Below are 23,183 nucleotides of genomic sequence, written 5' to 3' on the forward strand. Positions count from 1 at the left end.
TTGAGCCCGATGAGTCAGGCCGCGCAGAATCTGAACTGGTTGATCACCAACTTCGTGGACAACACCCCCGGGGTGTCGCACACGGTGGTGGTCTCCGCCGACGGACTCCTGCTGGCCATGTCCGAAGGTTTCCCCCGTGACCGTGCCGATCAGCTCGCGGCCGTCGCCTCCGGTCTGACCTCGCTGACCGCGGGTGCCTCCCGGATCTTCGAGGGCGGCGCCGTCAGCCAGACCGTGGTGGAGATGGAACGGGGCTTCCTGTTCCTGATGTCCATCTCCGACGGATCCTCGCTGGCCGTGCTCGCGCACCCGGAAGCCGACATCGGTCTGGTCGGCTACGAGATGGCCCTCCTGGTCGACCGCGCCGGCACCGTCCTCACCCCGGACCTCCGAGCCGAACTCCAAGGCAGCCTGCTCCAATAGGCGGCCGCGAACCGACCATCAGGAAACGCCCTCAGACCGTCGCCCGTCCGGCCGCCTAGAGCCCCCACCGGCCTTTCAGACGGCAAGCCGACACTCTGCTGTCACGCCCGGAGGATTCATGACCCCGCCACCCGCCTCATCCGAACCGTACGGCGCACTGCACCACGCGTCGTACGACGGAGAAGGCGACCAGCCGCTGGTCCGCCCGTATGCCATGACCGGTGGCCGGACCCGGCCCCGCTACCAGCTCGCCATAGAGGCGCTGGTCTCCACCACGGCCGACCCCGCGCACATGGCGACGCTGCTCCCCGAGCACCAGCGGATCTGCCACCTGTGCCGCGAGGTCAAGTCGGTGGCCGAGGTCTCGGCCCTGCTGTCGATGCCGCTCGGCGTGGCCCGGATCCTCGTCGCGGACCTGGCGGAAGCCGGCATGGTGGCCATCCACCAGCCGGGCAACGGAGAGGCCGGCGGCGCGCCGGATGTGACACTGCTCGAAAGGGTGCTCAGTGGACTTCGCAAGCTCTAGCGGCGGAGCAGCCCGGGCCACCACCTCGGCGAAGATCGTGGTGGCAGGGGGCTTCGGCGTGGGTAAGACCACGTTCGTCGGTGCCGTCTCGGAGATCAACCCGCTGCGCACCGAAGCCGTGATGACCTCGGCGTCCGCGGGCATCGACGACCTGACGCACACGGGCGGCAAGACGACGACGACCGTCGCGATGGACTTCGGCCGGATCACGCTGGACCAGGACCTGATCCTGTACCTCTTCGGTACGCCCGGACAGGACCGCTTCTGGTTCATGTGGGACGACCTCGTCCGCGGCGCCATCGGCGCCGTCGTCCTCGTCGACACCCGCCGCCTCGCCGACTGCTTCCCCGCCGTCGACTACTTCGAGAACAGCGGCCTCCCGTTCGTCATCGCCCTCAACGGCTTCGACGGACACCAGCCCTACACCCCCGACGAGGTCCGCGAAGCACTCCAGATCGGACCCGACACCCCGATCATCACGACGGACGCCCGGCACCGCGCCGACGCCAAGAGCGGACTGATCACCCTCGTCGAGCACGCGCTGATGGCACGCCTCAAGTAGGTGCAAGTCGGTAGAGCGGTACGGTAGTTGCAAGTGCGACCCGCGCGGGGGGCGGGACTGTGTCCTTAGACACGATCCGCCCCCGCCTTCATAACGTTTCGACAGAGAATTGCCGCGTATTCAGCACCCGATGCGGTCAATCGGTGCCGCTGCGCTCACATGAGCCTCGCCTTTTGGCGGGGCTCGCTCTTTATGCCCGTTTTATCCGAGGCTTGGACCACTCGGAATGGCTGATTCCGAGTGTTTGGAACGCGACCGCTCCCCGTGCTGGAATTCGACGAACTTCTGAGTAGTACGGCCCTGAACGAAATACGGCACACCGTAGTGCCGACGCCGAGAGGTTGTTGTTCGAGTGAGGCGAAGCAAGGATGGCTCCGCGGCGCAGCCTGAGCGGGGCAATTTCACCCCGCCGTCGCGTGCCGCGGCATCGCCCGCCGACGCGTCCGCACACACGGGGTCGGGCGGCAGCACCAGTCGGCTGGCCCCGCGCAACTGGCGGGTGCCCACCCGACTGAACGCCATCCTCCTCATCCCGGTGCTGGTCGGCCTGGTCATGGGCGGCTTCCAGGTGAAGGGCTCGGTCGACACCTGGCGCGAGGCCCAGGACGCCGAGAAGACCGCGCTGATCGTCCGCGCTGCCTCCGAGTACGGCCAGGCCCTCCTCGACGAACGCGACCTCACGGCGCGCCCCCTCCTGTCGAACGAGCGCGACGACGCCACGATCGACCGGGTCCGGGCCACCACCGACGCTGCCGCGGCCAAGTTCGACGAGGCCGTGAAGGGCATGCCCGCGAAGCGCGGCCTGGAACGGCGCCTGCAGCTGTTCCGGCTGGAGGAGCCCAAGCTCCCCGAGCTGCGCAAGTCCGCCTACGCCGAGGGCATGGACCCGGTGAGGACGGAAGAGGGCTACGTCCAGGTGCAGCACTCCCTGATGGAGTTCGCCAACGAACTGGGCCTGGGCACCGGCAACATCACCAGCTACGGGCGCACGGTCTACGCGATCCAGCTGGCCCAGGCCGCAGAATCGCTTCAGCGCTCCATCGGCATGCATCTCCTGGTGCGGCCGAGCCGGAAGGCCGCCACCTTCGACGCCCAGGTGAAGGCGTTCGGCTCGTACAACTACCTGGAGCGGATCGCGCTCGACGAGTTCGGCTCCGGTGGCACGGAGGCCGACTCGAAGCGGCTGAAGCAGGTCATGACCGCCCAGGCGGCCGCCGGGGCGAAGGAGCTGAAGAAGGCCGAGGAACGGGCCGAGGCGGCCGGCGCCCCCTTCACCGACCCGCCGAGCGTCGACGGCTCGGTCTTCGACGGCATGGCCCAGCAGATCGCGCGGGGCGAGTCCCCCGAGAAGCTGGCCGCGAAGGGCATCACGCCGGAGACCTGGCTGGTGGCCGCCACCGCCAAGTTCGACGGCTACGCCATGGTCGAGAAGGAACTCGTCGACAAGGCGGTGGCCGAGGCGGCGGACATCTCGTCCGGCGCCCGCAACGACGCCATCGTCGACGCCGCCGTCGTGATCGTCGCGCTGCTGGCCGCGTTCGTCCTGGCCGGGCTGATGGCACGGCAGATGAGCCGTTCGATGCGCGAGCTGCGCACGGCCGCCTTCCAGATCGCCGAGCAGCGGCTGCCGATGCTCGTCGACCAGCTGTCCAGGAACGATCCGGGGCTGGTCGACACCCGTGTCCGCCCGCTGCCGATCGACAGCCACGACGAGATCGGCGAGGTCGCCCGCGCCTTCGACCAGGTGCACCGGGAGGCGGTGCGGCTGGCGGCCGAGCAGGCCATGCTGCGGGGGAACGTCAACGCGATCTTCACCAACCTCTCGCGCCGCAACCAGTCGCTGATCGAGGGCCAGCTGACCCTCATCACCGATCTGGAGAACAACGAGGCCGACCCGGACCAGCTGGAGAACCTGTTCCGGCTGGACCACCTGGCCACCCGCATGCGCCGCAACGGCGAGAACCTCCTCGTCCTCGCCGGCGAGGAACCCGGCCGCCGCTGGAACCAGCCGGTCCCGCTGGTAGACGTGGTGCGGGCCGCCTGCTCCGAGGTGGAGTCGTACGAGCGCATCGAGGTGTCCGGCGTACCGGAGACCGAGATCCACGGCGAGTCCGTCACCGACCTGGTGCATCTGCTGGCCGAGCTGCTGGAGAACGCCACCACGTTCTCCTCGCCGCAGACCAAGGTGCGGGTCACCGCGACCCGGCTGCCCGACGGCCGCGTGATGATCGAGATCCACGACAAGGGCATCGGGCTCACCCCCGAGGACTTCGCCGACATCAACCACCGGCTGGCCAACCCGCCGACGGTGGACGCCGCGGTGTCCCAGCGGATGGGCCTGTTCGTGGTCGGCCGGCTGTCCGACCGGCACGGCATCCGGGTCCAGCTGCGCCCCTCGGGGGAACAGGCCGGGACCACTTCGCTGGTCATGCTGCCGAACGCCATCACCCACGGCGGCGGTGGCGAACCGGCCGAGGCCCAGGGCGACTTCACCGTCTCCTCGATCATTCCCGAGCAGCAGGAGACCGAACAGCCCGCGCCCCCGCCCCAGATGCGCACGGCGGCGGAGCTGGGCTTCGACGACTCCCGTTACGAGCAGCCGCCTGCCGGTGCCGCGCCGCTGGACCCGGTGGGCCGCTCGCTGCTGCGCGAGGAGCGCCGGGCGGCTCTGGGCGTCCATACGGGCGATGAGCAGCCGCAGTTCGCCCAGGAGCCGCACGCCGCAGGCCGGCCCGTCGACGGCGCGTACACGCAGAACGGATACCCGGAACACAGGTACACCGGGAACGAGCACGCCCAAAACGGCTACTCCCAGGAGCCCTACGGGCAGGCGCAGTACGGGCAGGAGCCCTACGCGCAGGACCAGTACGCGCAGGACCAGTACCGGCAGGAGCAGTACGGGCAGGAGCCCGGACAGCAGCCGTACGCCCCGGAGCAGTACGGGCAGGACCAGTACGGCCGGACCCCGTACGAGGGCGGCTACGCGCCGCGCCCCGGCGACGACGGCTCGGCTGCACAGCCCGGTGCCGTCGCCCCGGGCGGATATCCGGAACCGGCCTATCCGGAACCGCCCTATCCGGAACCGGCATATGCGTCCGGCGATTCCGCCGGTCCCGTGTCCGAGGAGACGTTCGCCACCGGCCCGCAGCAGGACGAGTGGACGGACCGGGACGGCTCCCCGCAGACGCACGAGCACTCGCCCGGAGCGGAAGCGGAATCTGCCCCGAGCACCCCCGCCGAGGCGCCGGAAAGCGTAGGCTTCAACCGTCCGGGACCCACCCCGAACTCCGGCCACGAGCTGACCGAAGCCGGTCTGCCGCGCCGGGGCGGTCAGCAGCACTGGCAGCCCACCGGCCGCGGGAACAGCCGGCCGCTCGCCGCGCAACAGCCGCGGCAGCAGGACGAGCTGCCGCCGCGACAGTCGCCCGCGCGGCAGGACGCGAACGGCTCCGACGACTGGCGTTCGAAGAACGACGAACGCTGGGAACGGGCCGAGAAGCTCCGTGAGCCGAAGGCGGGCGGGGTCACCCCGTCCGGACTCCCCCGGCGGGTGCCCAAGGCCAATCTGGTCGAGGGTACGGCGGAGCAGACACCGCAGGGCGGCCCACAGGTCTCCCGCGCACCCGAGGACGTCCGCGGCAGGTTGAGCAACCTGCGGCGGGGCGTACTGCGGGGACGTAACGCGGGTTCGGACACGAGTAACACCTACCACCAGGAGCGTTAGTGTGAGCCCGATGAGCCAGGCGGCGCAGAATCTGAACTGGTTGATCACCAACTTCGTGGACAACACCCCCGGGGTGTCGCACACGGTGGTGGTCTCCGCCGACGGACTCCTGCTGGCCATGTCCGAGGGATTTCCGCGTGACCGTGCCGATCAGCTCGCGGCCGTCGCCTCCGGTCTGACCTCGCTGACCGCGGGTGCCTCCCGGATCTTCGAGGGCGGCGCCGTGAACCAGACCGTGGTGGAGATGGAGCGCGGCTTCCTCTTCATCATGTCCATCTCCGACGGATCCTCGCTGGCCGTGCTCGCGCACCCGGAGGCCGACATCGGTCTGGTCGGCTACGAGATGGCCCTGCTCGTCGACCGTGCGGGCACCGTCCTCACGCCGGATCTCCGAGCCGAGCTGCAAGGAAGTCTTCTCAACTAGCAAAAGGAAGTCTTCTTAACTGATAAACGGACAGTGCGTTTCGCGCCACCGGGTCATAAGGTGCGGTGGCGCGGCCCCACTGGGATCGGGACCGGCAGGCGGAGGAGGAATCGTGACAACACCCCCAGACGGGCACCGGTACAACGGCGGCCAGGACGTGCCGGGTGAGCACGGGAGCAATCCCTTCAACTTCCCCTCTGCGCCCAGCGGACAGGGCACGCAGCAGCCGCACTGGCCGTTGCGGCCCCATCGGTGGCCGCAGCAGCCGGAACACCCGCAGCATCCGTCGAGCGGTCCGCAGGAGCCCGCCTGGTCCCCGCAGCGGCCGTACCGCGACGCCCCGCCCCGTATCCAGCCCGTGCCGCCGCGGCAGGCCCCCGAGCCGGCTGCCCCCGCCGCGCACAATCCGCTCGTCCGTCCGTACGCCATGACCGGCGGCCGGACCCGACCGCGCTACCAACTCGCGATTGAGGCGTTGGTCAGTACCACGGCCGATCCGTCGCGGCTGCAAGGGCAGTTGCCCGAGCATCAGCGGATCTGCCGGTTGTGCTTCGAGATCAAATCGGTCGCCGAGATTTCGGCCCTGCTCTCGATACCCCTCGGCGTTGCCCGGATCCTCGTAGCCGACCTGGCAGAGGCCGGACTCGTCGCTATTCATCAGCCCGGCGGCGACGAGTCCGCCGGTGGCCAGCCAGATGTGACACTGCTCGAAAGGGTGCTCAGTGGACTTCGCAAGCTCTAGCGGCGGAGCAGCCCGCTCCACTACCTCGGCGAAGATCGTGGTGGCAGGGGGCTTCGGCGTGGGTAAGACCACGTTCGTCGGTGCCGTCTCGGAGATCAACCCGCTGCGCACCGAAGCCGTGATGACGTCCGCGTCCGCGGGCATCGACGACCTGACGCACACCGGGGACAAGACCACCACGACGGTGGCGATGGACTTCGGCCGGATCACGCTGGACCAGGACCTGATCCTGTACCTCTTCGGTACGCCCGGACAGGACCGCTTCTGGTTCATGTGGGACGACCTCGTCCGCGGCGCCATCGGCGCCGTCGTCCTCGTCGACACCCGCCGCCTCGCCGACTGCTTCCCCGCCGTCGACTACTTCGAGAACAGCGGCCTCCCGTTCGTCATCGCCCTCAACGGCTTCGACGGACACCAGCCCTACACCCCCGACGAGGTCCGCGAAGCACTCCAGATCGGACCCGACACCCCGATCCTGACCACGGACGCCCGGCACCGCGCCGACGCCAAGAGCGCGCTGATCACGCTCGTCGAGCACGCGCTGATGGCTCGGCTGCGCTGAGGACCAGCCTCTCCCGGTGGCGCCCGCGGGTGTCACCGGGAACGAGGCGGGTGCCACCGGGAGCGAGGCCAGGGAAGAGAAGTCCGTACGACGTACTGATGCCCCGCACTCACCGGAAGACCGGGAGTGCGGGGCATCAGCGTGTCGTGGCGTCCGTCAGCACTGCCAGGAGTGCGGGGCACGGAAGCCCGGGGTGCGCTCCAGACGGCGCCACCCGGCGGTGCTGCGGCCGCGGTGGGCGGGTGTGGCGGCGGGCTGCGCGGCGGCGCGGGCGAGCAGGACGGCGGTTATCGCGGCCAGTTCCTCGGGGGCTGCGGTGCCCTTCTCGACGCGCAGCACGGATGCTGTGGCAGTGCTCATGGGAGGTCTCTCCGTCTTCTCGACAGGTCTTCTGGGCAGGTCTTCGCGGACCCGGCGGCTCGCGGTACTCCCGCGAGCGCGGCCGCGGGACTACTGCGGGGGGTTGCCGTGCTTGCGCGACGGCAGGTCGGCGTGCTTGGTGCGGAGCATGGCGAGCGAGGCGATCAGCACCTCGCGGGTCTCGGCGGGGTCGATGACGTCGTCGACCAGGCCGCGCTCCGCCGCGTAATACGGGTGCATCAGTTCGGCCTTGTACTCCTTGACCATGCGTGTCCGCATGGCCTCCGGGTCGGCGGCCTCGGCGATCTGCCGGCGGAAGATCACGTTGGCGGCGCCCTCCGCGCCCATCACGGCGATCTCGTTGGTCGGCCAGGCGTACGTCAGGTCGGCACCGATGGACTGGCTGTCCATCACGATGTAGGCACCGCCGTACGCCTTGCGCAGGATCAGCGAGATCCTCGGCACGGTGGCGTTGCAGTACGCGTAGAGCAGCTTCGCGCCGTGCCGGATGATTCCACCGTGCTCCTGGTCCACCCCCGGAAGGAAGCCGGGTACGTCCAGAAGAGTGATGATGGGGATGTTGAAGGCGTCACACATCTGGACGAAACGGGCCGCCTTCTCGGACGCCTCGATGTCCAGGACACCGGCCAGGACCTGCGGCTGGTTGGCCACGATCCCGACGACCTGGCCGTCCATGCGGGCGAGGGCGCACACGATGTTGCGGGCCCAGCGCTCGTGGATCTCCAGGTAGTCGCCGTCGTCGACGAGCTCCTCGATGACCTTGTGCATGTCGTACGGACGGTTGCCGTCGGCGGGGACCAGGTCCAGCAGGACGTCGCCGCGCCGGTCGGCCGGGTCGTCACCGGCCACGGCCGGCGGGTTCTCCCGGTTGTTGGAGGGCAGCAGACCGAGCAGGTACCGGACCTCGGCGATGCAGGTCTCCTCGTCGTCGTACGCGAAGTGGCACACGCCCGAGGTCTCGGCGTGCACGTCGGCGCCGCCGAGGCCGTTCTGGGTGATCTCCTCGCCCGTGACCGCCTTCACCACGTCCGGACCGGTGATGAACATCTGCGAGGTGTCCCGCACCATGAACACGAAGTCCGTGAGCGCCGGGGAGTAGGCTGCGCCGCCCGCGCACGGGCCGAGCATCACGCTGATCTGCGGGATGACGCCCGACGCCTTGGTGTTGCGCTGGAAGATCCCGCCGTATCCGGCGAGCGCGCTGACGCCCTCCTGGATACGGGCGCCCGCGCCGTCGTTCAGCGACACCAGCGGGGCACCCGCCGCGATCGCCATGTCCATGATCTTGTGGATCTTGGTGGCATGGGCCTCGCCCAGGGCGCCGCCGAAGATCCGGAAGTCGTGGGCGTAGACGAAGACCGTACGGCCGTCGACCGTGCCCCATCCGGTGATCACGCCGTCCGTGTGGGGCTTCTTCTGCTCCAGGCCGAAGCCAGTCGCCCGGTGCCGGCGCAGCTGCTCGACCTCCCGGAACGACCCCGGGTCCACCAACAGCTCGATGCGCTCACGCGCCGTCAGCTTGCCCTTGGCGTGCTGCGCCTCGGTCGCCCGGTCACTCGGTCCGCTACGGGCCTGCTCACGCAGCGCCAGCAGCTCGGCCACTCGGCCGCGGGTGTCGCTCGGCTCGCCCGGGGTTTCGTCCACAACGGTCATGCACCGACCCTACGAACCCCGGCAAGCAAATCCTGCCGTCGACTCCGTACAGTCTCCCGACCCGATTCCTGGTAGAGCCTTACAGTGTCAGGGCGCCATGCAGGCGAAGTACCAGCTTTCGCCGGTCCGGAGTTGTGCGGTTCCAACAAAGCGCACCTGTGGTCTGCCGCACACTCCTTTCAGCCTCGGGGTGTGCTCCGGTCGGGCGTTCCGCACGAGGGTACGCCCCTCTCGGAGGGTCCGCGGCCCCGGTGCCCGGGGACCTGCCGGGGCCTCCCGAGGAAGGCCGGGAGGTGTCCCGGTCAGGCCGGGAGGCCCCGGAAGGCCGGAAGACTCACGGAGCCCGGTGGGCCTCCCCCGTCGCGGCGTCGCCTGTCGGACCTCGCACCGCGGGGTGCGCCCGTCCGCCCCGGCCGAACCCTCGGCACCAGGCGCCGCCCGGTGCCGAGCACCTCGTTGCCCGGGTCCGCGGGGACGACCCGGTGCACCAGCCGCTCCCAGACGACGTCCACCGGGGCGCCGCTGCGGCCGGGCCCGCTGACCTCGGCGCCCGGGGCCACCGTGTCGAGGCGACGGCTCCGGCGGGCTCGGCCGTCCACCCCTCGGGGACGGTCGGGCTCCCGTCCGTGGCGTCGCCGCGCTTGCGCACCGGGCCCGTTCTTGTCGACGAACTGCTCGTCGAACTCCCTGGCCTCCGGGTACGCCTCCGTGGCGTTGACGTGGACGCCGAAGGTCGCGCCCCACTTCTTTCCCTTCCTCAGAAGGGAGTTGAGATCCTTCAGGCCTCCGGCGCGCTCTTTGCAGTCGCCGCCGCAGTCGGGGTGGGCCTAGTCGTGCCCCTCGGAGGCGTACCCCTTGAACACCCCCGGCGGCCGACGGCCCCGCGCGCCCTCGGCCTCTCCGAACGGCCGCCGACGAACCCTGCTCACCAGCGGACGGCCGTGAAGTCGACCGGCCGGGGCCGCAGCAGTGCCGTGCGTTCCGTCAGTGCGCGCAGCCGCCGGGACATCTCGTCTGCGTCCAGCCGCTGCCGGTCGCCGTGTCCCGGCAGCACCCACTCGAACCGCAGCCGCCCGGCCGTCCGGGCCAGGGAGGCGGCCAGCACCTCGATGGAGTACCAGGTCACGCTCTCCGCGACTTCGAGATCACCGGTCGTACGCGACCAGTAGAAGCTGTCGCCGCTGAAGCAGTGCCGGTCGTCCGCGAGGTAGAGCACACTGCCCCGGGTGTGGCCGGGGAGCGGATGGGCGGTGACGCCCTCACCGATCTCGACGGGGTCGAGCCCCCGGATCACCTGGTCCGCGTCCGGTACCGCGTCGAGGTCGCCTTCGTGGATCCACAGCCGGGCACCGAAGTGATCGGCGTAGCGCCGCCCGTGCGCGACGTGGTCGCGATGGGTGAGCAGTACGTCGGTGACGGGGCCCGATGCCGCGTACCGCTCGGCGAGTCCGGGGCTCCAGCGCGGGGTGTCGATCATCATGACCGTGCCCGAGGGCCGAAGGAGGAGGTAGGAGTTCGCGCCGGCGGTGCGCCGGGAGTTGTGCCCGCACACCAGTACTCCGTCGTCCAGCGCCATCGGGAACGGGTCGAGTGCCGGGTCGATCCGCCCCGACGCGGGACGGATCGAGCGGGTGTGACAGGCGAAGACGGCGGCATGTAAGCGCCTCGCCTCCGCCTCGTCGTCCGGTTGCCGCAGGATCCGCGATGTCCTGTCCTCCTCGACGATCAGGTCGGGCGCGAATTGCCGGGCGACGTCGCAGTTGGTGCAGCGATCGTCCACGTACCAGTCGTCCACGGCCGGGTTCCTTCCACTTCCACGGGAACGACCCGTCGAGGGCCGCTGTCCCAGAAATAACCGACGTACGATCGAAACCGGTAGAACCCGCCACTCTGGTATTTCCGGTTCTGTGCCCCTCTCGGAGCGGGACAACCGGAGGGAATCACCGGCCGCGCACCGCGAACTCGCACCACACCACCTTGCCGGGGTTCCGCTCCCCCACGCCCCACTTGTCCGCGAGCGCCGCCACCAGCAGCAGCCCCCGCCCGCCTTCCGCGTCGGGCTCCGGGGCCGCATCGGCCGGACCAACCTTCCCGTCACCGCTGTCGTGGACCTCGACGCGCAGGATGTCGTCCGTCGGTTCCAGCTGCATGCTCACCTGGTACCCCCGCCCGGGTGGGACGCCGTGCAGCAGGGCGTTGGTGACGAGTTCGCTCACGCAGAGCAACACGTCGTCGGCACGGGACTCGCACGCCCAGTCGACGAGCGCCTTGCGTACGAACCGCCTTACGAGCGGCACGGATCGCCGCTCACGACTCTGGAACGACGTGCAGGAATACGGGAGTTGATTTACCTCATTCACACCACCAAGGTCACACAACGTCACTAGCTTTGATCAGCGTGTGAGGCCGTACGTCGCACACGTACGGCTTCTGACGGGTCATACGGGTTTCACAACGGGGAGAGGCAATCCATGCACTCGGCAAAGAGGAACAAGCGGATCACGTCCTGGCACCTGATCGGCGCCCAGTTGGCGACGTTCCGCAAGGCGGCGGGGATGACGCAGGCGGCACTGGCGGACCGGTGCTGCGTGGGCGAGGAGACAATCGCGTCGATCGAACAGGGGCGCAGGCCACTCCAGGCAGACTTCGCGGTCCAGTTGGACGAACTGCTGGAGACGAAGGGGGTGTTGCAGGTCGCGGTGGCGAGAGTGCCGAAGAAGGAGCGATTCCCGGCGTTCGTGCAGGACTTCATCGACTACGAACAGGACGCGCTGACACTGCTGTCGTACGAGAGCCAGGCTGTACCGGGCCTGCTCCAGATCGAGGAGTACATCCGGTTCCTCTTCTCCTGCCTCTATCCACCCCTCGAAGAGGACGAACAGGAAGAGTGGGTGGCAGCCCGGCTCGACCGGCAGAGGCTCCTGCAACGCAAGCCCCGTCCCATGCTGCACTTCATCCTGGAGGAGAGCATCCTCCGCAGCGAGCTGGGGGACTCCGCCATAATGCGAGGACAGATCGAACACTTGCGCCGCTGCATGGAACTCCCCTTCCTGGGGCTTCAGATCATGCCGATGAAACTCCCGAGGCATGCCGGGCTCTCGGGGCCCATGGTGCTGTTGGAAACCCCCGACCATGACCATCTCGCTTATGTCGAAGGGCAACTGACCAGTTACCTGCACGAGGACCCCGACGACGTCAGTGTGCTCCAGCAGAAATATGGGATGCTTCGATCGCAGGCGCTCTCCGTCGAGAAGAGCGCGCGCCTACTGGACGAACTGCTTGGAGAGAAATGACCCGCGCAGCACACCCGGCTCCCCGTACCACCGCACTGGCCTGGTTCAAGTCCAGCTACAGCACCGACCAGGGCGGCAACTGCATCGAAGTCGCCTACGACTGGCGCAAGTCCAGTCACAGCGGTAGCCAGGGCGGCGACTGCGTCGAGGTGGCCGCCCACCCCGCCGCCGTTCACATCCGTGATTCCAAGGTCGTGGGTGGCCCGATCCTCACCGTCCAGCCCACCACCTGGACCACCTTCATCACCGCCACCATCTGACACCTCACCGTCCTCGGCCCGCCGTTCGGGTCGAGGTACCGGTGAATGTGCAGGAACGTCCCGTCAGTCGCTGAGCCCCAGCCGCAGCGCGAAGGCCCCGATGACGGTGCCGGTGACACGATCGAGGATCCTGCGAGCCCGCGGCTTCCGCAGCCACGTGCTCAGCGCGGTCGCGGAGACGATCAGGACACTCGACCAGATCAGTCCCAACGCAATGTGGACGGCAGTCAACAGCAGCCCCATCGAGAAGTGCCGCGCGCCCTCCGGAACGAACTGGGGCAGGACGGCGACGCTGAAGACGCCCATCTTCGGGTTGAACAGTTGGTCAGCGTTCTTTGTCGCCACCCTCCGACAAACGTGTCGGCCCCGGCACGGGCCTCGGCCGGATCGATGGTCGGACGCTCACCGCGGAAGGTGTCACGGACCATGCGGGCGGCCATCCACGGCAGGTAGGCGACACCGGCCCAGCGCAGGATCTCGTAGGCGACGTGCGAAGCGGTGAGCAGGGCGGTCACCCAGCGATCTCCGCACCGGGGCGGCCTGCCCCGTCAGTAACGACCTCGCCCACGATTGTCAGCGGAACTCGTGGACCACCTGGATCTCGCCGACGATGTGGGCGTTGAAGTCGTCCAGCTCCTCAGCCGGAATCCAGAGTTCCAGGATCGTCCGCCCTCCGGCCTGCTGGACGGGATACCGGCTCAAGAACTCCGACTCGACGTCAAATCGGGTCACGAAGCCGACACCACTGTGCTTCACGTTCCAGTCTCTCGCGATCTTGATCGCGTAGTCCTCATTGAGGACCGGGTAGAAGATCGGCTGCTCGGGGAGCCGAGGCGGCCAAGCACGCCAGTTCAGCTCGCGGATCAGGTCGAGTTCCTCGGGGCCGGTGGGGCGCCACAGGGTCGTCGTTGCTCGTCGGCTGGTCATGTGAATCGCCCTCTGAACGCGGGTGGCCCCGCTGGTGCGGATGGTCCGGGACCGGACGATACCGGCGCCGGGAGCGCGACGCCCACGCAGTTTCCGCGCCAGGTCGTCGTCGTGACCAGCAGTTGCACGGCGGCGACCGGGTTCGATGTCAGTGCCGCGTGTGAGGGTCACCGCCGTGATCAACATCCGCCTGCGGCGCTCCCTCAGTCAGGCAGGTTGCCGTCACCGCCCGCATTGGCGACCATGCGGCGCAGGACGTTGATCGTCGCCACGAAGTCGGCCGTCCCAATGTCCTCGTGCACCTGCTGCTGTACTCACAGAACGCGTTCCTTGGCCCGAACACACCTGGCCTTCCCCTCGCCCCGGTCAGCGCCATGACCCCGCGTCCTCCGTCAGCCATCCTCGGGCGACGAGGTCACATAGGGCGAGTGGAAAGACCCAGGGTACAAGGCAGAGAAGATAGGCTGCCTCGGGTATTCGTGCGGCACTCTTCGCTTTTATTCTGAGTCAGAAGAGGGCTGGCAGCAAACTATCGAGCTCCAATGCTCCTTGAGTCAAAAAGCACTGGCTGTGACGCACTCCGCCATTCACCCATCTCAACTCCCCATCCTGACCCACTCGTGCAGCCCCCTGGAACGACGGGGGAACCGGCCGCGCGAATTATGTCACGCAGCCAGCGGGACCACCGTGCTTCGAAGCTGAAATCCGCAGCGTTACGCTGATGTCGACCTGGGTGTCAACAGCAGGGCACCGACGCCCGAAGGGAAGACGCATGCCCGGTCCCGCAGAAAATCCCACCCGATAGAGATAGCTCGGTGGACGATGCTTGTGCTTTCTCCGTTGCTTTTTGGGTCAGCTCTTTCCATCCAGATCAAACTGGTTGATCGGATCGCCGGGGTAACCGTAAAAATTGCCTCCCCCGCCGTGGACGGGGTCGGCAGAGAGGAATCGACCGGTGTTGGGATTGCAGAGGCGGACGCCGATGAGGAGGAGACCTGTGAGGGTCACAGCAGAGCGCCGCTTGGCGCCAAGTCAGTTGTAGCGAGTGCTTGTCCGACTGGTGCGTACGTTGCCGAACTCATCGGAATCGAGTGCGACGGGAACCTGCGTGGAGTCAAGCGGGAGCCGGAGAGCGACATCACCGTGGACGGTGGTGAGCTGGAGGACCGTGTCACTCATGCTGCCGGGCAGAGCGGTGGTGCGGCCGAAGGCGCCGCAGACGTAACCGATGCCGACGAGTCGGTCGGCGCTGTCATAGGTCTGGTTGGTGGTGGTTACTCCGGTGGCGGTGCAGCCCAAACCCGGGGCCGCCGGGGGCGAGGTGAGGGACTCGCGGTTGGTACGGCCACGGAGAAGCCCAAGGGCCGCCGGTTTCTTCCGTGAAATCTCTTTCGAGGTGCGAGTTTCTTCCGCAGCGGCCCAGAAAGTTATCGATTCCCGTTTCTATGCAATCTCTTCACCCTGGAAGTCGTCCAAATATCCTCAATGATCAGGGTAGCCAGAATGATGGTGTAAGCCGCCGGGAGAAGGGACCACCAGGACCCCCAGGACGAGAGAGTGAAAATCACCCCCCCTATCATGAATACAATTTTCCCAGACCGATCTCCTGTCCATCTTCGCGCCATGCCGCCCACCCCGCCTATCTAAATGTGAGTAATTCAGTCGGCGGGGGTTTCGATCTCGCGAACCCCCACCAACCGGGATTCTACCTACCGTCGACCGCAGCCCTTACCTCGGGAGCCGGGTCCACATCAGACATACTTTTGAACCATTTTGCCGCTCTAGTTCGCGCCAGGGAGTCGACCGACCGCGTGTAATTTCTGTACTGCGCCTTCAGGTCAGCACTGTATCCGATCACGGAACCGGCGTAGTCGCCGAATTGCGATCGATTCTTGAAGCAGCCTTTCACTTTCCTTGCCATCTTGCGGGGGCTTTTAGCAATTCGCCGCGCTTGGCGAATATTCCTGATCCTGGAGAAGGGGGAAATGAACGATGGCCGAGGCTTGACGCTCTCGCCGGGTCGCCGGAACACTGGTGCGCACCCGCGGATGCCGCCGGGCCCCACCCCGTACGACCGGCTTCGCCCGCAACCCCCACACGTCTCGGGAGTCCTCTCGTGATCTCACGCAGAACGTTCCTGACCCGCGGCGCCGCCGCCTCCGCTACTGCTCTCGCCTCTCCCCTCTGGACCGACGCGCTGGGGTCGAGTGCCTTCGCCGCTGCCCCGGCAACCTGTGAACTCGCCCTGGAGAACCGGTCGTTGCCGGGCAGGGTCAACGCCTACGTCACCGGTCACGAACAGGGCACCGGCAGTTGGGTGCTGCTGCGGGCCGACGGTAGTGTCCACCGGCCCGACTCCCCCGCCGCGCCGCAGACGCCGTTGCCCGTCGACTGCGCGATCCCGTTGAACGCGGCGGGCGGGCCGCCCGTCGTGCTGACGCTGCCGCAGATGTACGGCTCGCGCGTATACTTCGTGCGGGACGACACCCTGGATTTCTTCCTCAACCCCGGCCCGGCCCTGGTCGAACCGGCGTTCGCGACGCCCACCGACCCCAACTACGGGAGCACCTGGTCGTTCTGTGAATTCACCTTCGACCCGCAGCAGTTGTACGCGAACATCAGCTATGTCGACCTGGTCACCGCGCTGCCGATCGGCCTGACCCTGGAGGGCGACGCCACCCACACCGTGGCCCCGCTCCCGGACGGTGCGGTCGGGCGGATCGCGGACGGGCTCACCGCCCAGGCCGCCGTCGACGGGCAGCCCTGGGACAAGCTGGTGATCCGGGGTGCGGACGGCGGGGTGCTGCGGGTGATCTCGCCGCAGAACCTCATGGCCCCGTTCTTCGACCGACCGGACGAGATGCCGTTCCGGGACGCGTTCACGGCGTACATCGACCAGGTCTGGGAGAAGTACCGCTCCACCGATCTGCGGATCGACCTCCAGGGCGGCCGGGGCGTCCGGACCGGTCGGGTCACCGGTGACGTGCTGACGTTCGACGGCGGGCACGCCTTCACCAAACCGGTCTCCAGGGACGTCTTCACCTGCGACCACGGGCCGTTCGCCAACGACCCGGGCGCCCCGGACGACAAGAAGGCGCTGCTGGCCCGGCTCGCGGCCGGGTTCAACCGTTCCCTCATGCTCACCCACCCCGACCAGCCCAACGGCATTCCCGCGGCGGACTGCTACCGGGGCCCCGTCACGAACCACTGGGCGCGCGTCGTCCACGCCAACAGTCCGATCGGCTACGCCTTCCCGTACGACGACGTGCGCCCCGACGGCCAGCCCGATGTCTCGGGCGCCGCCAACGACGGCAATCCGCGCCGCTTCACGGTGAGCGCGGGGGCCTGAGACTCCCAACCCCTCGACCGGAGCGCCGCCGTCAGGTGCTCGTGAGGACGACGAGCTGCCGGGTCGCCCGCGTCATCGCCACATAGCGGTCCACCGCTCCTTCGACGCCCTCGCCGAACGCATCCGGGTCGACGAGGACGACCAGGTCGAACTCCAGCCCCTTCGACAGCTCCGGGGTCAGCGACCGGACGCGGGGCAGCGCCCTGACCCGGGGAGTCGGCCGGAAGGCGGGATCGCCGATGACGCAGGCGATCCCGTCGACGTGCTCCGCGAGCCAGGTGTCGAGGATGGTGTGCAGGTCGGAGACCGGCCCGTGGACGACGGGGACGCCGCCGCTGCGGATGGAGGTCGGTACGTTGGCGTCGGGGAGCGCGGCCCGGACGACCGGCTCGGCCTCCGCCATGATCTCCTCGGGCGTGCGGTAGTTGATGCTCAGGGAGGCCAGGCTGATCCGGTCGAACCCGACGCGCTCCAGCCGTTCCCGCCACGACTCCGTGAACCCGTGCCTGGCCTGGGCACGGTCACCGACGATGGTGAAGCTCCGGGACGGGCAGCGCAGCAGCAGCATCTGCCACTCCGCGTCGGTCAGTTCCTGCGCCTCGTCCACGACGACGTGCGCGAACGGACCGGCCAGCAGGTCGGGTTCGATGCCGGACGGAACGGTCCCGCCGGCCAGGGTGTCCTTCATGTCCTGGCCGTGCAGCATCGTCACCGCGCCCTCGCCGTCGTCGTCCGCCTGGAGGATGGTGTCGATCACCCTGGCCATGTGCTCGCGTTCGGCGGCGAGTGCGGCCCTGTGCCGTTGCGCCCGCCGCGACGCCTCGGGGTCGCCGAGCCGTTGTCGTGCCGCGTCCAGGAACGGCAGGTCGGAGACCGTCCAGGCAGGGGCGTCCGCACGCCGCAACAGCCGGACCTCGTCCGGGGCGAGCCAGGGGGCGCACATCCTCAGGTAGGCGGGTACGGACCACAGGTCCGCGACGAGGTCGGCCGCTTCGAGCAGCGGCCACGCGCGGTCGAAGGCCGTGAGCAGGTCCCTGTTCCGCAGCAGCGAGGTGCGGAGCAGCTGCTCCGGGGCGTCGCCCTCATGCTTGTCCACGAGGATCGTGAGCAGCTCCTCCCGGACCTGGTCGCGCGCCTCGTTGTGCGGGGTGCCGGGTTCCGCCGCCTGGAACGCCGCGGCCCAGTCGTCGGCGGTCAGCGGGATGTCCGACCAGTGGGTGGTGACCGTCATCGCCTCGGTGGGCGGTTCCTCGTAGAACCGGACGGCCGTCTCGATGGCCCCCACCAGGTCCGCGGACGACTTCAGGCGGGCCACCTCCGGGTCGGTCTCGGTGCCCGCCCCGGCCCCCTCGGCGACCAGGTCCCGCAGGGTGCACGTCCGCACGCCCTCCTCCCCGAGGCTGGGCAGGACGTCGGCGACGTAGCCCAGGTACGGCTGGTGCGGGCCGACGAACAGCACCCCACCGCGGCGGTGACCGAGGCGCGGGTCGGAGTGGAGGAGGTAGGCGGAGCGGTGCAGGGCGACGACGGTCTTTCCCGTGCCCGGACCGCCGTCGACGACGAGGGCGCCGCGCGATCCCGCGCGGATGATGGCGTCCTGGTCGGCCTGGATGGTGCCGAGCACGTCCCGCATCCGCTCCGACCGGTTGCCGCCCAGGCTCGCGATGAACGCGGACTGGTCGTCGAGCGCGGCGTGACCGACGAACCCGTCCGGGGTGAACACCTCGTCCCAGTAGTCGCTGATCCGGCCGCCGGTCCAGCGATACCGGCGGCGGCTCGCCAGCCCCATCGGATTGCCGTGGGTGGCTCCGAAGAACGGTGCGGCCGCCGGGGAACGCCAGTCGACCAGCAGCCTGCGCCCCGAGTCGTCCGTCAGGCCGAGCCGTCCGACGTACACGGGCTCGGCACCGTCCGCACCGACCATGCGGCCGAGGCACAGATCCAGGCCGAAACGGCGCAGGGTGCGCAGGCGGGCGGTCAGCCGGTGGATCTCCGCGTCCCGGTCCATCGCCTGCCGTCCCGGACCACCGGGCGCCCTGCGCTCGGCGTCGAGGCGTGCGGACAGTTCGGCGATCAGTTCGTCCAAGCACTGCGCGATGGCCGCGAAGTGCCGCTCGTCTTCGGAGACCAGCGCCGGATCGGCCTTGGCGGCGAGGCGGTCGGGAAGATCGAAAGCGGTGGTGGTCAGGGGGTTCACTGCATCAACTCCGATGTGGGCCGCCGGCGGCACGGTTTCGTCGTACCGTCGCCTGCGGCCGTTGGTCGTCGGTCACGCGGAGGCGGGCTGCCTCTCCCGGGCCGCCAGGTCGAACAGCAGCCGCGCCGCCGCTCCGGCCCGGTCCAGGTACGCGGCCATCAGCTCGGCCGCGCGCCGGGGCACATCCGCCGGTGACGGGGGCGGCGTCCCGGTCATCATGGCGCGCACCGACCAGCCGACCGGCACCATCTCCACACCGACCCCTGCCAGCCGCTGCGCGAACTCCTCGTCCGGCGGCGCGCACACCCGCACCTGCGCACCCAGTTCCCGCAGCCGCACCGTCAGCCCCAGCAGCGGCTCGACGCCCCCGCGCGAGTCGAAGGCCGACAACAACGCACGCACACGCATTCCGTGCTCCCATTTCTGCAGAACCCGACCCAGGGCGGAGATTCTGCGGCACGATGGGGGCCTTGCCGCAAGGCCCCCAGTGCGCTATACGTTGAGAGTGGCAAGGAGCGGGTGCTCCCCCTTGACCATCCACCACACGGAAACCGACCGCCCTCCGGGCCAGGGGCTCCGCGCAACTCCCTTCAAACGCCGAAGCGTTGGATCAGTGTCCGCATCGTCTCGAATGCGGGCTTCGGGGCGTAGTCGTCGGTGGTGAGCCCGAAGCGGTGGAACAGCCCCGGGTTCGTGCTGTCGGCGTCGCGCAGTGCGAAGTGGGTGTAGCCACTCAGGTGGAGTTCCCTCGCGTGCGCGGCGATGACGCGGACGACGGTATCGACGACCTCGGCCTGACGCCGGGGGGAGCGTTCCGGTCCGGTGGGCCAGCCATGCTCGGTGATGTGCAGCGGCAGGTGTCCCAGGCCCGCCGGTGCCAGCACCGTGTCACGGTGGTGGCGCAGCAGCCCTTCGACGGAGGCAGCCAGATCGGCGGCGGGTACGGGACGGAACACGTCCGGGAAGAAGTCCAGCCCCACGTAGTCGAGTTCGGCGATGAACTCGGCTCCTCCGAGAGCGGTGAGGTCGGTGACGAAGGAGGCGCCGGGCCCGAAGAGCAGCCCCTCGTGAGCGGTCGTGAGCGGCCCCTCGTGAGCGGTCGGCGTCATGCGTCCTCCCTCGTTTCCGTCCCCGTCTCCCTCTCCCGGGTAGCCGCGGGCCGTGCCGCCGGGGCTCCGGGCCAGGCCAGTTTCCGGGTCCGGATGTCGTCGACGACCACGTCGATCCAGGCCAGTTCGGCGCGCGCCAGACTCGACGCGTACTCCGCCTCGATGACGTGCAGCCGGGGCACACCGGCCGTCAGCGCTTCCGCGAGGCGTTCCTCGTCCGCCGCCGTACGCCGCCCGAGGCGCCGGGCCCGTTCGGTGAGGGCCTCGACAGCCCCCTCCGGCCCCAGCGCTCCGAGGTAGCTGACGGCGCCCAGGAACTGCGAGAACTCCCTTTCCGGCGTACGGATCTGCTCGTCCAGCCGCCGTACGAGTTCGTCGCGCCCCGCGTCCGTGAGCGCGTACACGGTCCGCTCCGGGCGATTGCCCGAGCGCTGCCGGCCCTGAGCCATCACCCATCCCGCCTCCGTCAGAGCGGCGACGATGTTGTAGAGCGTGCCGCGCGTGATCGCGGCAGCGTGGTTGTCGCTGCGTCTTCGCAGCTCGGAGAGCATCTGATACGGGTGCGAGTCCTGCTCCAGGAGCAGGCCCAGCACGGCGAGCACGATCGGGTTGTCGAGTGCGCGACGAGGCATGGTCGAAATCTATCAGTCCAAATAAACCATTGAGCGGCGATCGAATGAAATCGGCCAACTCACGTGAGCGGCGGGAGTGATAGAGAGTCTGGGCATGGAGTTCTTCTGCTACCACCGCGACCGACCCGGCTCCACCGCGCTCCGATACGCGCTGCTGGAGGAGCACTTGCGCTACATGGACCCCTACGAGAAGGGGATGACCGCCCGCGGCCCCACGCTCGCGGACGACGGCTTCACACCCACGGGGAGCATGCACATCGTCGACCTGCCGGACCCCGCCGCCGCGCGGGCGTTCGCCTTCGACGAGCCCGGCTACCAGGCCGGCGCGTACCGGGACGTACTGCTGCACCGATGGCGCAATGAACTCGGGCGCAGCATGTGGGACTTCTCCGGCGGTCGCGCGGGGGGCCGCCGGTTCCTGGTGCTCGGCCTCGGCGCGGAGCCGGGCACCGGACCCGACTCACCCGCGAGCCGGGACGAGCTGATCGCGTACGGCCCGCTGCTGTCCGACGACGGCACCGCCTGGCTCGGTACGGCGGCACTGGTCCGGGCGCCGGACCAGGACACGGCCCGCGCCGTGCTGACCCCGGGCCTGTACGCCGATGTCGAGGTCCACAACTGGCGTTTCGGCGGGCGGCCCGTCACGGGCTGAGAGAGCCCCAGGGTCTCCCGCCCCCTCCCGCACTCCGAACCCCGGGTTCCTGGATGCCCGGAGCCCGGATTCCCGGGATTCCGGGCTCCGGGGCTTCACCTCTCCACAGACATCTGCCGCTCCGCAAAAGGGCGTCCACAAACGAGTGTCGGCCCCCGACCGGTCGCCGGGGGCCGACGTCACGCGCGTGCCGCGTACGGCATACCGCGCCGCGCGCGTGCGGTTCGCACGCTTGGCGCGATGTGCGGCGTACGGTCAGCAGCCGCCGCAGTTGTAGTACGTGACGTCCCAGTGGTTGCCCTCGTCGGCGTAGATGTTGCCGGAGCCCGCCTTGTACTGCGGGGCTCCGTCACCGCGCACCCCTATGTAGGTGAAGGTGTTCTTGACGTAGTTCGTCAGGCAGGTCGACTTGGCGAAGTCGAGCTTGTAGCCGTTCCAGTGCGAGTACGTGCCGCCGGCGTGCCCGGTCTCGGTGCCGCCGGTGATGTTCAGCGCGCAGCCCGTGGCGCTCTTGAGGGTCTGGGCGCCCTGGGCGGTGGCCAGGTTGAGCTGGTCGAACGAGGTGCAGGTGGAGACGTTGCGGTTGGAGCAGCCGCCGGAGGACGACCACGTGATCCCGGAGGAGCTGAACCGGGCGGTGGCCTGGGAGTGGGTGAGCTTGGTGACGGCGTGCGCCTGGGTGGCACCGCCGCCGAGGACACCGATGCCGGGTGCGAAGAGGACGCCCAGGACGAGGGCGAAGGCGGTCAGGACGGGGCGCAGTGTCATACGGGACACCATGGGGGACTCCTCCTGGTCATGACAAACAAGGGGCAGGGAGATGGTGCCCGACTTCTACGCGCGTCGCCAGGGGGCGGCAGGAACGGGCCGGCCGGATCACCGCATCCGATCCGGCACTCACACCAAGACGCATGTTGAAGCTTGAACAAGATAGCGGTACAGTCATCCTCGTTGAAGGTTAAACAACACCTCGCCGCTCGCTCACGTCCCCGAGGAGAAGTCATGGCCATGTTCAGCCGCAAGAAGAACGACACCCCGTCCGCCGCCACCGCCCCCGACGTGGACCCGGCCCTGGCCGCCCTGACCGGCGAGTACACGATCGACCCGGCCCACAGCAGCATCGGCTTCACCGTGCGGCACGCCATGGTCACCAACGTGCGCGGCACCTTCGGCGAGTACGAGGGCAAGCTGGACCTCAACGGTCACAACCCGGCGCACTCCTCCGCCTCGATCGACGTCAAGATCGCCAGCATCGACACCGGCATCGCCGACCGCGACGGCCACCTGGTGGGCGGCGACTTCTTCGACGTCGAGACGTTCCCGCTCATGACGTTCCGCTCCACGCACGCCGAGCGGCTGGGCGGCGACGCGTACCGCATCACCGGCGACCTCACGATCAAGGACGTCACGCGTCCGCTCGCCATCGACCTGGAGTTCAACGGCTCCGCCACCGACGTCTACGGCAACGAGCGCGTCGGTTTCGAGGGCAGCGCCGACATCCTGCGCTCCGACTGGGGCCTGACCTGGAACGCGGCGCTGGAGACCGGTGGCGTGATGGTCAGCGACAAGGTCAAGCTCAGCTTCGACATCTCCGCGATCAAGGCCGCCCCCCAGGGCTGACGCCTCTGCCGCGTCCTCCTCCCCTCATGCTCCCCACCCCCGGTCGGTCCGGGCCGGAGCACGAGCGCGCCCGCCTTCCCCCTACTCCCCCCGCCAGGGCCGGAAGGCGGGCGCTCAGCATGGGGCGCTCGCCTGGTACCCCCTCCC

General features: G+C 68.9%; 23 protein-coding genes and 3 pseudogenes. 12 read left to right on the top strand and 14 right to left on the bottom strand.

The features are described from left to right. Positions 1-9 precede the first annotated feature (9 nt). The 7 genes from ACFYXM_RS09800 (at position 10) to ACFYXM_RS09830 (ending at position 6,963) form a co-directional block, all read left to right on the top strand. Positions 10-423: a roadblock/LC7 domain-containing protein gene (locus ACFYXM_RS09800; protein ID WP_362021331.1), complete on the top strand. Its 414-nt coding sequence runs from the start codon at positions 10-12 to the stop codon at positions 421-423. Between the two features lie 118 nt (positions 424-541). Next, positions 542-949, top strand: a complete 408-nt coding sequence (locus ACFYXM_RS09805; protein ID WP_389288454.1) for a DUF742 domain-containing protein — start codon at positions 542-544, stop codon at positions 947-949. Beyond that, on the top strand, positions 930-1,511 hold the full coding sequence (locus tag ACFYXM_RS09810) for an ATP/GTP-binding protein (RefSeq protein ID WP_072487286.1): 582 nt from the start codon (positions 930-932) through the stop codon (positions 1,509-1,511). The genes ACFYXM_RS09805 and ACFYXM_RS09810 overlap by 20 nt, the downstream gene beginning before the upstream one ends. 352 nt (positions 1,512-1,863) lie before the next feature. Then, the gene (locus tag ACFYXM_RS09815; protein ID WP_389288455.1) at positions 1,864-5,235 is read left to right on the top strand and encodes a nitrate- and nitrite sensing domain-containing protein; all 3,372 of its coding nucleotides are present in this window, start codon (positions 1,864-1,866) and stop codon (positions 5,233-5,235) included. A gap of 10 nt (positions 5,236-5,245) precedes the next feature. Next, the gene (locus ACFYXM_RS09820; RefSeq protein ID WP_026057603.1) at positions 5,246-5,659 is read left to right on the top strand and encodes a roadblock/LC7 domain-containing protein; all 414 of its coding nucleotides are present in this window, start codon (positions 5,246-5,248) and stop codon (positions 5,657-5,659) included. Between the two features lie 112 nt (positions 5,660-5,771). After that, positions 5,772-6,401 carry a DUF742 domain-containing protein gene (locus tag ACFYXM_RS09825; protein ID WP_389288456.1) on the top strand — a complete coding sequence of 210 codons (630 nt, stop codon included), beginning with the start codon at positions 5,772-5,774 and terminating at the stop codon, positions 6,399-6,401. Continuing rightward, the gene (locus tag ACFYXM_RS09830) at positions 6,382-6,963 is read left to right on the top strand and encodes an ATP/GTP-binding protein (RefSeq protein WP_014048542.1); all 582 of its coding nucleotides are present in this window, start codon (positions 6,382-6,384) and stop codon (positions 6,961-6,963) included. The genes ACFYXM_RS09825 and ACFYXM_RS09830 overlap by 20 nt, the downstream gene beginning before the upstream one ends. 156 nt (positions 6,964-7,119) lie before the next feature. Here ACFYXM_RS09830 and ACFYXM_RS09835 read toward each other — a convergent pair whose 3' ends face one another. From ACFYXM_RS09835 to ACFYXM_RS09855, 5 genes and pseudogenes are all read right to left on the bottom strand, one after another. Continuing rightward, complete coding sequence (locus ACFYXM_RS09835) at positions 7,120-7,323, bottom strand: acyl-CoA carboxylase subunit epsilon (RefSeq protein ID WP_389288457.1); 204 nt, start codon at positions 7,321-7,323, stop codon at positions 7,120-7,122. Between the two features lie 90 nt (positions 7,324-7,413). Then, positions 7,414-8,997, bottom strand: a complete 1,584-nt coding sequence (locus ACFYXM_RS09840; RefSeq protein ID WP_389288458.1) for an acyl-CoA carboxylase subunit beta — start codon at positions 8,995-8,997, stop codon at positions 7,414-7,416. 647 nt (positions 8,998-9,644) lie between these two features. Further along, a pseudogene (locus ACFYXM_RS09845) lies at positions 9,645-9,860 on the bottom strand (endo-alpha-N-acetylgalactosaminidase family protein); the annotation flags it as partial. A gap of 62 nt (positions 9,861-9,922) precedes the next feature. Beyond that, complete coding sequence (locus ACFYXM_RS09850) at positions 9,923-10,792, bottom strand: MBL fold metallo-hydrolase (RefSeq protein ID WP_389288459.1); 870 nt, start codon at positions 10,790-10,792, stop codon at positions 9,923-9,925. A 145-nt stretch (positions 10,793-10,937) separates the two neighbouring features. Further along, positions 10,938-11,357, bottom strand: coding sequence for an ATP-binding protein (locus ACFYXM_RS09855; protein ID WP_389288460.1), 420 nt, complete (start codon positions 11,355-11,357; stop codon positions 10,938-10,940). 111 nt (positions 11,358-11,468) lie between these two features. Here ACFYXM_RS09855 and ACFYXM_RS09860 point away from each other — a divergent pair, with 111 nt between their 5' ends. Both ACFYXM_RS09860 and ACFYXM_RS09865 read left to right on the top strand, forming a co-directional pair. Then, positions 11,469-12,290, top strand: a complete 822-nt coding sequence (locus ACFYXM_RS09860) for a helix-turn-helix domain-containing protein (RefSeq protein ID WP_389288461.1) — start codon at positions 11,469-11,471, stop codon at positions 12,288-12,290. After that, complete coding sequence (locus tag ACFYXM_RS09865; RefSeq protein ID WP_389288462.1) at positions 12,287-12,550, top strand: DUF397 domain-containing protein; 264 nt, start codon at positions 12,287-12,289, stop codon at positions 12,548-12,550. The genes ACFYXM_RS09860 and ACFYXM_RS09865 overlap by 4 nt, the downstream gene beginning before the upstream one ends. 63 nt (positions 12,551-12,613) lie before the next feature. On the opposite strand, the gene ACFYXM_RS09870 is transcribed toward ACFYXM_RS09865, so the two are convergent. From ACFYXM_RS09870 to ACFYXM_RS09885, 4 genes and pseudogenes are all read right to left on the bottom strand, one after another. Further along, on the bottom strand, positions 12,614-12,895 hold the full coding sequence (locus tag ACFYXM_RS09870) for a LysE family translocator (RefSeq protein ID WP_389288463.1): 282 nt from the start codon (positions 12,893-12,895) through the stop codon (positions 12,614-12,616). Continuing rightward, complete coding sequence (locus tag ACFYXM_RS09875; RefSeq protein WP_389288464.1) at positions 12,778-13,065, bottom strand: LysE family transporter; 288 nt, start codon at positions 13,063-13,065, stop codon at positions 12,778-12,780. The genes ACFYXM_RS09870 and ACFYXM_RS09875 overlap by 118 nt, the downstream gene beginning before the upstream one ends. A gap of 58 nt (positions 13,066-13,123) precedes the next feature. After that, positions 13,124-13,477, bottom strand: coding sequence for a hypothetical protein (locus tag ACFYXM_RS09880; protein ID WP_389288465.1), 354 nt, complete (start codon positions 13,475-13,477; stop codon positions 13,124-13,126). 858 nt (positions 13,478-14,335) lie between these two features. Then, positions 14,336-14,821 (bottom strand): annotated as a pseudogene (locus ACFYXM_RS09885) (RHS repeat-associated core domain-containing protein); the annotation flags it as partial. A gap of 772 nt (positions 14,822-15,593) precedes the next feature. Here ACFYXM_RS09885 and ACFYXM_RS09890 point away from each other — a divergent pair. Beyond that, a complete protein-coding gene (locus ACFYXM_RS09890; protein ID WP_389288466.1) occupies positions 15,594-16,826 on the top strand; it encodes a glycoside hydrolase family 64 protein in 1,233 nt (410 codons plus the stop codon). Positions 16,827-16,857: 31 nt separating this feature from the next. On the opposite strand, the gene helR is transcribed toward ACFYXM_RS09890, so the two are convergent. The 4 genes and pseudogenes from helR to ACFYXM_RS09910 all read right to left on the bottom strand — a co-directional run bounded on the left by helR (position 16,858) and on the right by ACFYXM_RS09910 (position 20,764). Beyond that, on the bottom strand, positions 16,858-19,023 hold the full coding sequence (gene helR, locus ACFYXM_RS09895) for an RNA polymerase recycling motor ATPase HelR (protein WP_389288467.1): 2,166 nt from the start codon (positions 19,021-19,023) through the stop codon (positions 16,858-16,860). Between the two features lie 72 nt (positions 19,024-19,095). Next, positions 19,096-19,425 (bottom strand): hypothetical protein, encoded by a 330-nt coding sequence (locus tag ACFYXM_RS09900; protein ID WP_389288468.1) that lies wholly within the window; start codon positions 19,423-19,425, stop codon positions 19,096-19,098. A 188-nt stretch (positions 19,426-19,613) separates the two neighbouring features. Continuing rightward, positions 19,614-20,081, bottom strand: a pseudogene (locus ACFYXM_RS09905) (hypothetical protein); the annotation flags it as partial. A 47-nt stretch (positions 20,082-20,128) separates the two neighbouring features. After that, entirely contained in the window at positions 20,129-20,764 is a 636-nt protein-coding gene (locus tag ACFYXM_RS09910; RefSeq protein ID WP_389288469.1) for a PadR family transcriptional regulator, read from the bottom strand. 94 nt (positions 20,765-20,858) lie between these two features. On the opposite strand from ACFYXM_RS09910, the gene ACFYXM_RS09915 reads away from it, so the two are divergent. Beyond that, entirely contained in the window at positions 20,859-21,416 is a 558-nt protein-coding gene (locus ACFYXM_RS09915) for a YciI family protein (protein ID WP_389288557.1), read from the top strand. 255 nt (positions 21,417-21,671) lie between these two features. Here the strand turns inward: ACFYXM_RS09915 and ACFYXM_RS09920 are convergent, their stop codons facing one another. Beyond that, positions 21,672-22,196, bottom strand: coding sequence for a hypothetical protein (locus ACFYXM_RS09920; protein WP_362707910.1), 525 nt, complete (start codon positions 22,194-22,196; stop codon positions 21,672-21,674). Positions 22,197-22,418: 222 nt separating this feature from the next. Between ACFYXM_RS09920 and ACFYXM_RS09925 the strand changes: the two genes are divergently transcribed. Continuing rightward, a complete protein-coding gene (locus ACFYXM_RS09925; protein ID WP_389288470.1) occupies positions 22,419-23,036 on the top strand; it encodes a YceI family protein in 618 nt (205 codons plus the stop codon). Positions 23,037-23,183: the final 147 nt, after the last annotated feature.

This window comes from Streptomyces sp. NPDC002476 (assembly GCF_042889785.1).
Lineage (GTDB): Bacteria > Actinomycetota > Actinomycetes > Streptomycetales > Streptomycetaceae > Streptomyces.